The following is an 11,332-nucleotide window of genomic DNA, read 5'->3' as shown; positions in this document are numbered from 1 at the left end:
ACAACCAAATATATTGATTTTTAATATTTTAAATAAAAAACCTCAAACAATTGAGGTCTTTTTTCTATTTTTCAGTTTTTCTTCGGTCTCGTTCAGTTTTTAATAAGTTTAGCTCCCTACTGGTTTGTCCGGCAACTGAAGTATTTTCTTCTGCTCTTCTTATTAAATAAGGCATAACGTCGCGAACCGGCCCAAAAGGTAGATATTTAGCCACATTATAACCTTGTTCAGCCAAGTTATAACTGATATTATCACTCATACCGTATAACTGTCCAAACCAAATTCTCGGGTCGCTTTTTAAAACGCCCTTGGCTTCCATCAATTCAATTAATTTATAAGAACTTAATTCATTATGCGTTCCGGCAAAAATGGACATTCTGTCTAAATTGTCCATCATATAAACAACCGTTGTATCATAATTGATATCAGTGGCTTCTTTGCTTTCGCAAATAGGAGTCGGATAACCTTTCTCTTCCGCGCGTTTGTTTTCCTTTTCCATATAAGCACCGCGCACCAATTTCATTCCGATGTAAAAACCTTCCATTTTGGCTTGTTCGTGCAATCTTTTCAAATAATCTAATCTATCCCAACGATAAAGCTGCAGGGTATTAAAAACAATTGCTTTTTCTTTGTTATATTTACGCATCATTTGCGCTACCAAATCATCAGCAGCGTCTTGCATCCAACTCTCTTCTCCGTCAATCAACAAGGCAACATCTTTTTCATAAGCCGCTTTACATACGGTGTCAAAACGCTCCACTACTCTATTCCATTCCTTTTGTTCTTCGGTAGTTAACACTTGCTTTTCGCCTAACTTTTCATATAGATAGAAACGGCCAAATCCTGTCGGTTTAAAAACGGCAAACGGAATTGCTAACTTTTCTTTAGCAAATTCAATGGTTTTTAAAGTCATTTCCAAAGCAGCATCAAATTGCGCTTCTTCTTCTTTGCCTTCTACGGAATAATCCAATACCGAGGAAACGCCTTTGGTATACATTTTATCTACTACGGACAAACAATCATCTTCGGTTGTACCACCACAAAAATGATCAAAAACAGTCGCTCTGATTAAACCTTCAACCGGCAAATGTGCCTTTAAAGCAAAATTCGTTACCGCAGTACCGATACGAACCAACGGCTCATTGTCAATCATTTTAAATAAAAAATAAGCTCTGTCTAATTCAGTGTCTGTTTTAAGTGCAAAAGCAACCTTAGTGTTGTTGAAAAATTTTTCCATGGTATTGTATTAATGCGACAAATATAAATAGTCTTAGGAGATTATATATCAATTTTTACCTTATTTTTGGGGCACAATTTGACAAAAAAATGCAAACCATACCAGCCAACGGTTATCCCGTTTTATTCGGAGAAAAAGAATACGAAACACTCAACGCTTTCATTGAAAAAAGCAACTATTCTTCTATATTTATTTTAGTTGATACTCATAGTAATGAATTGTGTTTGTTGCGCTTTTTGTCATTTTTGGCTACTGACAAAACCATCGAAATCATCGAAATAGAATCAGGCGAAGCCGAAAAAAACATCAATTCTTGTGTTGAAATTTGGAATATTCTGACAGAACTCGGTGCCGACAGAAAAACAGTTTTAGTTAATATTGGCGGCGGCGTGATTACTGATATTGGTGGATTTGTTGCTTCTACTTTTAAAAGAGGAATCGATTTTATCAATATTCCAACAACGCTTTTAGCCATGGTTGACGCTTCAATCGGCGGGAAAAACGGCGTGGATTTGGGTAATCTAAAAAACCAAATCGGAGTCATCAATGTTCCGAAAACAGTATTAATTGACACCGAATTTTTATCAACTTTACCCCAAAACGAAATGCGCTCCGGCTTAGCCGAAATGCTCAAACATGGATTGATTTTTGATGCTGACTATTGGTCACAATTCAAAGACTTAAGCCAAACAGATTTTGCCGATTTCGATGCGTTAATTCATCGCTCTATCGAAATCAAAAACGAAATCGTAATGCAAGATCCGACTGAAAACGGCATAAGAAAAGCGTTGAATTTTGGTCATACCCTAGGACATGCCATCGAAAGTTATTTTCTCGAAAACAAAAACAAAAAAACTTTACTCCATGGTGAAGCTATCGCGGCTGGAATGATTTTAGAAAGCTTTATTTCTTGGCAAAAAGGAATGCTGACCGAAGCAGAATATGATGACATCAAAAAAACCATAAATGCCGTTTTTGAAACCATTATTTTTGAAGAAAATGACCTGCAACCCATATTCGATTTATTGATTCACGACAAGAAAAATGAGTACGGCAAAATACAATTTGCTTTGCTTGATGGCATTGGCAAAATTAAAATTGACCAAGAAGTTGATAATGAATTGATTATAAAATCTTTTGACGATTATAAAAAGTAATATTTTTTTAATGCTAATAGTTGTAATTCGAATATATTATTTTTTACATTTGCCCTAATGAAAAAAAGTGTCAACACTACTAATTACAGTATTTACAGTCAAGAAATTACAAACCCTTTCTTTGCTTTTACTTCGCCTTTTTTAAGCCAAAAAAGTGATTCTACTACTTTGTGTTCACCCATTACCTTTTTATTTCAAGAAAAGTTACCCATCATTTACGCTAACATTAGAGTTTGAACCGAGATTATTTTGCCTAAAAAAAATAATTTAATCTGAAAATTCTACAAGCTAAATGAACACAAAATATTTCGACTTAATCAATCAAACATTCTACTTTCCACAAGAAGAATTTACCCTGAACAAAGATACACTTCAGTTTCACAACATCGATTTGATGAAATTGGTAGAACAATACGGAACGCCTTTAAAATTCACATACCTACCGCAAATTTCCAACAATATCAACAAAGCCAAAGGTTGGTTTAGAAAAGCAATGGAGAAAAATAAGTACGAAGCCAAGTATTACTACTGCTATTGTACCAAAAGTTCACACTTCAGTTTTGTGATGAATGAAGCGTTCAAAAACAATATTCATATCGAAACGTCTTCAGCTTTTGACATTAATATTGTAGAAAATTTAATGTCGCAAGGCAAAATCAACAAAAACACCTATGTCATTTGTAATGGTTTCAAAAGAGAACAATACATCGAAAACATTGCGCGTTTGATTAACAATGGTCATAACAAAACCATTCCAATCATCGACAACTACGAAGAATTGGATTTGCTGCAAGAAGCCATCGATGGTAAATTCAAAATCGGAATCAGAATTGCCGCCGAGGAAGAACCAAAATTTGAGTTCTATACTTCTCGTTTGGGCATTGGCTACAAAAACATCGTACCTTTTTACAGAAAACAAATCGAAGAAAATAAAAAAGTGGAACTGAAAATGCTTCACTTCTTTATCAATACAGGCATTCGCGACACGGCTTACTATTGGAACGAATTGCTCAAATGTATGAAAGTATATGTAGCCTTGAAAAAAGAATGTCCAACATTAGACAGTTTGAACATTGGCGGTGGCTTCCCAATCAAAAATTCTTTGGCTTTTGAATACGATTACCAATATATGATTGACGAAATCGTAAACCAAATCAAAATCTCTTGTGAAGAAGCCGAAGTAGATGTGCCGCATATTTTCACCGAATTTGGTTCGTTTACCGTAGGCGAAAGCGGTGGCGCGATTTACCAAGTCTTGTATCAAAAACAACAAAACGACAGAGAAAAGTGGAACATGATTGACTCGTCTTTCATCACGACTTTACCGGATACTTGGGCAATCAACAAACGTTTCGTAATGATGGCCATCAACCGTTGGAATGATACTTACGAACGCGTGCTTTTAGGCGGAATGACTTGTGATAGCGATGATTATTATAACTCTGAGCAAAATATGAACGCCGTTTATTTACCCAAATACAATAAGGAAAAACCATTATACATTGGATTCTTCAATACTGGTGCGTATCAGGAAACGATTGGCGGCTTTGGCGGATTGCACCACTGTTTGATTCCGCAACCGAAACATATTTTGATTGATCGAGACGAAAACGGGATTTTAGCGACCGAAGTATTCTCTGAACAACAAAACTCGGATGATGTATTGAAGATATTAGGCTACGAAAAGCTATAAATTTCTCAAAATCAGAACACAAAAATCAGTTTAATATTTATAATAATTTTTCAAAAAAGTGTTTGCTGTCAGCGAAAAAAAGTTTTTCTTTGACAGGTAAACTAGAACACCCGAGGCATTTGATATTAAGATGAATAAAATATCGGAGCGCAGCGGAATAAAACAACAAACGACAATGAGCAAAGGACCAATCAGTCAGTTTATAGAAAAAAACTACCTTCACTTTAACGCTGCGGCCTTAGTTGATGCGGCAAAAGGTTACGAAGAGCATTTACTTGACAATGGTAAAATGATGATTACTTTGGCCGGTGCGATGAGTACAGCCGAGTTAGGAAAATCGTTAGCCGAAATGATTCGCCAAGACAAAGTGCATATTATTTCTTGTACTGGTGCCAATTTGGAAGAAGACATTATGAATTTGGTAGCACATAATTCTTATAAAAGAGTACCAAATTACCGCGATTTATCACCGCAAGAAGAATGGGATTTACTAGAAAATCACTACAACAGAGTTACAGATACATGTATTCCGGAAGAAGAAGCTTTTAGAAGATTACAATCTCATTTATACGATATTTGGAACAATGCTGATTCAAAAGGAGAACGTTATTTTCCCCATGAATTCATGTACCAAATGATCAATTCAGGCGTATTAAAACAATACTACGAAATTGATCCGAAAGATTCCTGGATGGTTGCAGCGGCAGAGAAAAATTTGCCGATTGTAGTTCCGGGTTGGGAAGACAGTACAATGGGAAACATTTTTGCTTCTTATTGTATCAAAGGCACGTTCAAACCTACAACCATGAAAAGCGGCATTGAATATATGATGTGGTTAGCCGATTGGTATCCTAAAAATTCCTCAGGAAGAGGTGTTGGTTTCTTCCAAATTGGTGGTGGAATTGCAGGAGATTTTCCAATTTGCGTAGTACCAATGTTATACCAAGACATGGAAATGCACGACATTCCGTTTTGGAGTTATTTTTGCCAAATTTCAGATTCCACTACAAGTTACGGTTCCTATTCAGGGGCTGTCCCAAATGAGAAAATCACTTGGGGAAAACTTGACATTCATACCCCAAAATTTATCATTGAATCGGATGCTACCATTGTGGCACCGTTAATTTTTGCTTACTTACTAGATTTATAAAAGATTTTTTTATGAGAAGAATTATTGTAGACTATGCCAAACTAACCGGAGACATTCTAAATTTATTAGTTGAAAAGTTTCCTGAAGGTTATGACGACACCGACATTATTCGTTTCAGAAACGCTCAAAATGAGTTAATTGAAGCGGTTGAAGTACGAACAGAAGACACTATTTACTTGGTTAAAGTAAGTACCAAACTTGCCAGTAGAATGGAAAAATTTGATGAAGAAGACGATTTGGATTCTGTAATCGAACCTATCGAACCAATAAAAGGATTAGATGATGATGAAGATGCCATTACAGCTGATGAAGACGATGAAGAAGTAGATTTACTTAAAGACGGTGGTGGTTCTGATGATGCAGATGATGATGATGACGATGATGATTATGAAGATTCAGACAACAATCTTGATGATGAAGACGATGAAGAATAAGAGAATTACAAAATAAAGAAAATCCCAAGTTCCTTTCAGAATTTGGGATTTTTTATTGTAACAAATGTTGGTGCTTTTTACAAATATCTTTCTTCAAAGACCCGTTGGTGGTGATTTTGGTGACCAATAATCGTAAATCCTAAAGCTCTAACCGACATCAAATTGTTTGAAGCAATGCCTCTTCGCAACAATTGTTCTTCCGAAAAAGATTTGAATAAAGCCAAAGTCGATTGTCTTACCACCAACATTTCGCTCAATAAATCTTGAATACTTCTACTGTTGGCATGCGCCTCATCTACATAAGTGTTTTCGTCAAAACTCGCCAAAGCGGTCTCGTCATTTCGGGCAAAGCGTAAAGCACGATAAGCAAAAATTCTTTCGGCATCAATAAGATGCAACAAGATGTCTTTTATCGTCCATTTGCCTTCGGCGTAGCGGTAATCAAATTTATCCATCGGAATGTTTTGAACAAACTTAACTAAGCGATGAACTGAGATTTCCAATTCTTCGACTAAGTTGTATTCTTCGGTTACATTGTCAATGTAAGTTCCGTAATAAGCGGCATATTCATCGGTGTTAAGTTGTGATTTTTTCATGATGATTAAAGTTTTCAATAATTATAAATTTAAGCCGAATTCCGACTCGCATTAGTATTCCCAAACAACGAACGTGTCACCAATTTTTCATAAGTATTCACTAACTTTTCACTAAACGTCGGTTGCTTTTTCAACTCATTAATTTGTGAAGAAGCATATTGTTGGATTGTCAATAAAGGCAAAACGATTTGTTCACGCATCGCAATGGATGCTTTTCCGTCGGGATAATTTTGCATCAATTCGGTATGTCCGGCGATTTTTAAAAGCAGTCGTTTGGTTTCTAAAAACTCATCAAAAATGATTTGCCAAAATGCTCCAAATTCAGGGTCATTTTTCATGTAAGCAGTTAGTGCAAAATTACTTTTAGCCAAAGACATCATCGTATTTTCCAATAATGTTCTAAAGAATAAAGAGTTGTTGTATAAATGTTGAACTTCTTGCCAACGATCAGCATCTTCAAAATGCTTTAATGCCGTGCCAACCCCAAAAAATCCGGGAACGTTTTGTTTCATTTGGCTCCACGAACTCACAAACGGAATCGCACGCAAGTCGGCAAAGTTCAATTTATCATCTGTATTTCGCTTTGATGGACGACTGCCAATGTTGGCTTTAGAGTAATATTTCAGCGTACTCATTTGCTCCAAATAGGGAATAAACTTCGGATGGTTTTTAAAGTCGATGTATTTCTCATAACCCAAATTCGCCAAAGTATCAATAATGGCTTTTTCCGGTTCGGTCAAATTGTTTTCATCTTTGTTGAAAATTTGATTCGCGACTCCGGCACTCAACAAATTTTCTAAGTTATAACGACAAGAATCCAAGGTTCCAAAATTAGAACTAATCGTTTGCCCTTGCACCGTAACTTGTATCGCTTGGTTTTCAATCGTTGAACCTAACGAAGCATAAAACTTATGTGTTTTGCCACCACCACGCGCCGGCGGACCGCCACGACCGTCAAAGAAAATGACTTTGATTCCGTATTCGCGTGAGATTTTGGTAATCATTTCTTTGGCTTTGAAAATACTCCAATTCGCCATCAAATAACCACCGTCTTTGGTTCCATCAGAAAAACCGAGCATGACAGTTTGCTTGTCTTTTCGCTCTTTTAAATGATTTCGATAAGCTGCATTCTGGTACAATTGTGCCATAATTTCATGGGCTTTTTGCAAATCATCAACCGATTCAAACAACGGAATAATATCCACCGTTGGATTTTCCCAAGCCAATAATCGGAACATGGCAAAGGTTTCAATCACATTCAACGCACTTTCATTATTGCTGATGATATAACGATTACAGCCTTTTTCACCATTATCGTTTTGAATTTCTCGCATCAATTTTATGGTATCCAATGTTGAACGCGTCAATTCGTTTTCAAAAAAATGGTGGTTTAAATCAAACTTCAACTTCGAAACCACTTCCATTTTATCATTTTCTGACATTGAATCAAAATTTTCCGGAAAATAGAGTTCTTTTTCTCTTTTCAAAAAACCGACTATATCATCAAAAACTTGATTGTGAATTTTACTGTTTTGACGAATGTCCAATGACGCAAAATGAAAACCAAACTGCGTAATCTTTTGCAACAGCAAATTTATTTCGTCCAAATACAGCGATTGATGCTTTTCAATGATAATTTGTTTGACAATATTGAGTTCATTTTTCAATTCCTCCAAAGTGATAAATATTTCGCCTTGAGAATAAAACACTGAACGGTATAATTTGAATTCTAAACTCGTTATGATTTTATCGACTTCATTAAATGTCAATTTTCTTCTCAGAATCCGAATGTCAAAATAGTAACATTTTAGTATTGAAATGCGCAAACGCTTCGCCACATTCTCAGTGATTTCTGGTGTTACAAACGGATTGCCATCTCTGTCACCACCTGGCCAAAAGCCTAAATTGATTATCGGATTTTCGATGATATTGCCTTCAAAGATGTTCTTTTGCAAATACTGCATCATCTCTCCTATCGTTTGGTAAAACACATTTTCGAGATACCAAATTAAGCTTACCGCTTCGTCAAAAGGTGTTGGTTTTTCTTTTTTAAAAAAAGGTGTTTTCCCGAGTTGAGCCAATAGTTGTTTGATTTTAATCAAATCATTTACGCGAACCGCTTCAGTCAAGTCGGTGATAATTCCAAGTACAGAACCCGGATAAAACTGAGTTGGATGCGCAGTCAAAACCGTACGCACATTAAAAGTTTCTAAAAAATCGATTAGTTCTTTGCGCTTGTCTTTGGCTTCGGTTTTTTCTTTGATATCGCGTAACGAACCTCGACCTTCCAAATTATTGACAATCGGAAAAGCAGCATCTTCTATGGCATCAAACAATACTATTTGACGTTCGACATATTGAATAAAGCGAAACATTAACTCTATTTTTTGCTCTTCTGTCGCCTTGTCTAAATACTTATCGGCAAAGAAGTCTACGATTTGTTTGGGTGACCAATTGTTTTTAAAACCGTTGTCGCAAACTTCAGAAAACAAAGGCAATAAAACACCGGTGTTGTCAATAGCATCAAAAGGTAGCGTGATAAACACACTGTTATAAATGTGATACTTAGACAATACATTTTGATTGAAACGCTCGATTTTTGGTAAGGTGTACATGGCGAAGGAATTTTGGCTTAAATTAATAAAAAAACCTCAAGCTTTCACTTGAGGTCTTAAATATATTTTTGATTTTGACTAGTCTAACTCTTGGAAGATAGTGTGCATCAAACGTTTTTTGTCGTTGATACTTTCTTCCAATGAAATCATGGTTTCTGTTCTGTAAACTCCTTCGATATCGTCAATCATAAAGATTACGTCTTTAGCGTGTTTGGTATCTTTTGCTCTGATTTTACAAAAAATGTTGAATTTTCCCGTAGTTACGTGAGCAACCGTTACATATGGAATTTCATTGATTCTTTCTAAAACAAATTTAGTTTGTGAAGTATTATTCAAAAACACACCAACATAAGCAATGAATGAATATCCTAATTTTTCATAATCCAAAGACAATGACGAACCCATTATGATTCCTGAATCTTCCATTTTCTTCACTCTTACGTGAACTGTTCCGGCTGAAATTAATAATTTCTTAGCGATATCAGTGAATGGAATTCTGGTGTTGTCAATCAACATATCCAAGATTTGGTGGTCTACTTCATCTAAGCGAAACTTACTCATAAAAACTATTTATTGGTTTATTTAAAAATCTACGGCAAAAAAAAATACATTTTTTCTAATAAAAAAAGTTAATTGTTAGTTTTTTATCAAACCATTAACAATTTTTGTATTTTTTCCTAAATAAAAATCAGCTTTTTGTTCGATTTTCGGAAAATTAGTTTCGTCATCATGATACGTTTCGCCATGAGCGTCAAATACTATGTGACCAAAAAAACTTTCTAAATTATCTATTTGAGCAATTCTTGCTTCAAAACTAACTTTGCCTTTATTTAGAACTTCTTTGTATTGTGCTGCAAAATTGATAATTTTTTCATTACTATCATAATTTATTTTAACATTTTTATAAACAAAATCATAAAAAACGACTTTATTTTGCGGAATTTTTAAATAATCATCGTTTTTGTTGTCAACTATATCGTTTTCGTAAAAATATTGTATTCCAGACACTAAGGCGACAAAAATGTATTTCCGGGTTTCTTCTCGCTCGTAATCATTTGGGAAATGTCCGGCTTCAAACAAAACAGTTGGCACTTTTAAATACTGAAACGTATCTCCGACACAATTAATATTAAAGGAATCGTCAAATCTTCCCACTTGGTTTGGGATCAAAGTTTGTAATACTTCATTCATCGCCACTATAACATTCATCGCTTTGATGCGAATATCATTTATGTCTCGAGAGTCATTATAAGCCGGAGCCAAAAACGAAACCGTCGCAGGATGACCCGAATCGGCTACGCCAAAAATGGTACGTTGGTCATGAAGATTGTAGCAATAATCAGGCTGAAAAGTTTCAAAAACCTGACGCAACACTTTGCTTTCCGGTTGGGATAAATCTTGTGCATCTCGATTTAAATCAATACTGTTGGCGTTTTCACGGGTATATAATTCAGCGCCGTCAGGATTCAACATTGGCAACAAACAAAAAGTAAACGCGTTTAAAATTGCTTCGCTTTCTTTGGTATTTGAATGGAGAAAATTAAGGAAATCGAATAACGCTTTTGTCGTTGTGCCTTCGTTGCCGTGCATTTGCGACCACATGAAGATTTTGGTTTTACCAGAACCCAATAGAAGTTGGTAAAGAGGTTTTCCTAAAACAGAATAGCCAACAATGGTCGTTGGGTATTTTGACAGTAACGGTTCAATATGTTCTAAAGTAATATATCGTCCGAATAGACTTTCCGCTTTGTATTGTTGGTGTAGGTCTAAATAATTCATGCGCCAAATTTAGTCAAAAAGAAAATTACGAGCGTTAAGGAATTATAAATACTACTATTTTGGTTCAGACTTGAAATTGCCGTTCCGGAAATTTACCTTGAGCGCCTTTAAAATGGGGCAAAATTATTTTAATATCTTCTTCATAATTACCGGAAAGCGATATGGGTTGACCAATTCTCACTTCCTTTTTAGCGTAATCAAAAGCGATAGGAATAATGGGAACATTGGCTTTGTAAGCGATGTAATAAAAACCTGTTCTGAGTTGGGTTACTTTTTTACGAGTGCCTTCCGGAGCAATCGCCATTCTGAAAACGTCACGTGAATTGAAAACTTCCACAGTAGCATCTACATTATTCTTTCCGCCGGTTCGGTCTAATGGCGCACCGCCTATACTTCTGAAATAATACCCAAAAGGAAAAGTGAACAACTCCTTTTTGCCGACAAAATTCATCTCCAAACCAATGATACCGCGGCAAAGTAAACCTATAAAGAAATCAAAATTGCAAGTATGCGGCATGACCATCATGACACATTTTTTGATATCAGGGTTTATAGTTCCTAATAATTTCCAGCCTAATATTCGGAAAAAAATAAATTTGTAAAGTGTCGCTTTCATCGGCTTTATTTTGCGTAAATTTAGCATTAATCTATTATTTTTGAGAAAAAAATTT

The 11,332-nt window shown here is 35.5% G+C and carries 11 protein-coding genes; 5 read left to right on the top strand and 6 right to left on the bottom strand.

Annotation, left to right across the window (positions count from 1 at the left end; all coding sequences use genetic code 11):
• Positions 1–64 precede the first annotated feature (64 nt).
• Entirely contained in the window at positions 65–1,237 is a 1,173-nt protein-coding gene (locus C8C84_RS10155) for a proline dehydrogenase family protein (protein ID WP_121313535.1), read from the bottom strand.
• Positions 1,238–1,326: 89 nt separating this feature from the next.
• On the opposite strand from C8C84_RS10155, the gene aroB reads away from it, so the two are divergent.
• The 5 genes from aroB (at position 1,327) to C8C84_RS10130 (ending at position 5,671) form a co-directional block, all read left to right on the top strand.
• Positions 1,327–2,394, top strand: a complete 1,068-nt coding sequence (gene aroB, locus C8C84_RS10150) for a 3-dehydroquinate synthase (RefSeq protein WP_121313534.1) — start codon at positions 1,327–1,329, stop codon at positions 2,392–2,394.
• A 57-nt stretch (positions 2,395–2,451) separates the two neighbouring features.
• On the top strand, positions 2,452–2,631 hold the full coding sequence (locus tag C8C84_RS10145; RefSeq protein WP_121313533.1) for a hypothetical protein: 180 nt from the start codon (positions 2,452–2,454) through the stop codon (positions 2,629–2,631).
• 55 nt (positions 2,632–2,686) lie between these two features.
• Positions 2,687–4,087 (top strand): arginine decarboxylase, encoded by a 1,401-nt coding sequence (locus C8C84_RS10140; RefSeq protein WP_121313532.1) that lies wholly within the window; start codon positions 2,687–2,689, stop codon positions 4,085–4,087.
• Positions 4,088–4,262: 175 nt separating this feature from the next.
• Positions 4,263–5,237 (top strand): deoxyhypusine synthase family protein, encoded by a 975-nt coding sequence (locus C8C84_RS10135; RefSeq protein WP_121315035.1) that lies wholly within the window; start codon positions 4,263–4,265, stop codon positions 5,235–5,237.
• Positions 5,238–5,248: 11 nt separating this feature from the next.
• Positions 5,249–5,671, top strand: coding sequence for a DNA primase (locus tag C8C84_RS10130; RefSeq protein WP_121313531.1), 423 nt, complete (start codon positions 5,249–5,251; stop codon positions 5,669–5,671).
• Between the two features lie 77 nt (positions 5,672–5,748).
• Here C8C84_RS10130 and C8C84_RS10125 read toward each other — a convergent pair whose 3' ends face one another.
• The 5 genes from C8C84_RS10125 to C8C84_RS10105 form a co-directional block, all read right to left on the bottom strand.
• Complete coding sequence (locus C8C84_RS10125) at positions 5,749–6,267, bottom strand: DinB family protein (RefSeq protein ID WP_121313530.1); 519 nt, start codon at positions 6,265–6,267, stop codon at positions 5,749–5,751.
• A 29-nt stretch (positions 6,268–6,296) separates the two neighbouring features.
• Complete coding sequence (locus tag C8C84_RS10120; protein WP_121313529.1) at positions 6,297–8,882, bottom strand: phosphoenolpyruvate carboxylase; 2,586 nt, start codon at positions 8,880–8,882, stop codon at positions 6,297–6,299.
• Positions 8,883–8,960: 78 nt separating this feature from the next.
• Positions 8,961–9,443, bottom strand: coding sequence for an Lrp/AsnC family transcriptional regulator (locus C8C84_RS10115; RefSeq protein WP_121313528.1), 483 nt, complete (start codon positions 9,441–9,443; stop codon positions 8,961–8,963).
• Positions 9,444–9,518: 75 nt separating this feature from the next.
• Positions 9,519–10,661 (bottom strand): M14 metallopeptidase family protein, encoded by a 1,143-nt coding sequence (locus C8C84_RS10110; protein WP_121313527.1) that lies wholly within the window; start codon positions 10,659–10,661, stop codon positions 9,519–9,521.
• 64 nt (positions 10,662–10,725) lie between these two features.
• Entirely contained in the window at positions 10,726–11,277 is a 552-nt protein-coding gene (locus tag C8C84_RS10105; protein WP_121315034.1) for a 1-acyl-sn-glycerol-3-phosphate acyltransferase, read from the bottom strand.
• Positions 11,278–11,332: the final 55 nt, after the last annotated feature.

The sequence above is a fragment of the Flavobacterium sp. 102 genome, assembly GCF_003634615.1.
In the GTDB taxonomy this organism is placed as follows: domain Bacteria; phylum Bacteroidota; class Bacteroidia; order Flavobacteriales; family Flavobacteriaceae; genus Flavobacterium.
Note: the sequence above shows the minus strand (reverse complement) of the source record. Positions and strands in the feature narration are given on the sequence as shown.

What these genes read in the sequence shown, in the direction of transcription:
- C8C84_RS10110 (WP_121313527.1), bottom strand. Translation starts at nt 10,661, where the DNA reads ATGAATTATTTAGACCTACACCAACAATACAAAGCGGAAAGTCTATTC.
- C8C84_RS10155 (WP_121313535.1), bottom strand. Translation starts at nt 1,237, where the DNA reads ATGGAAAAATTTTTCAACAACACTAAGGTTGCTTTTGCACTTAAAACA.
- C8C84_RS10115 (WP_121313528.1), bottom strand. Translation starts at nt 9,443, where the DNA reads ATGAGTAAGTTTCGCTTAGATGAAGTAGACCACCAAATCTTGGATATG.
- C8C84_RS10130 (WP_121313531.1), top strand. Translation starts at nt 5,249, where the DNA reads ATGAGAAGAATTATTGTAGACTATGCCAAACTAACCGGAGACATTCTA.
- aroB (WP_121313534.1), top strand. Translation starts at nt 1,327, where the DNA reads ATGCAAACCATACCAGCCAACGGTTATCCCGTTTTATTCGGAGAAAAA.
- C8C84_RS10120 (WP_121313529.1), bottom strand. Translation starts at nt 8,882, where the DNA reads ATGTACACCTTACCAAAAATCGAGCGTTTCAATCAAAATGTATTGTCT.
- C8C84_RS10135 (WP_121315035.1), top strand. Translation starts at nt 4,263, where the DNA reads ATGAGCAAAGGACCAATCAGTCAGTTTATAGAAAAAAACTACCTTCAC.
- C8C84_RS10105 (WP_121315034.1), bottom strand. Translation starts at nt 11,277, where the DNA reads ATGAAAGCGACACTTTACAAATTTATTTTTTTCCGAATATTAGGCTGG.
- C8C84_RS10145 (WP_121313533.1), top strand. Translation starts at nt 2,452, where the DNA reads ATGAAAAAAAGTGTCAACACTACTAATTACAGTATTTACAGTCAAGAA.
- C8C84_RS10125 (WP_121313530.1), bottom strand. Translation starts at nt 6,267, where the DNA reads ATGAAAAAATCACAACTTAACACCGATGAATATGCCGCTTATTACGGA.
- C8C84_RS10140 (WP_121313532.1), top strand. Translation starts at nt 2,687, where the DNA reads ATGAACACAAAATATTTCGACTTAATCAATCAAACATTCTACTTTCCA.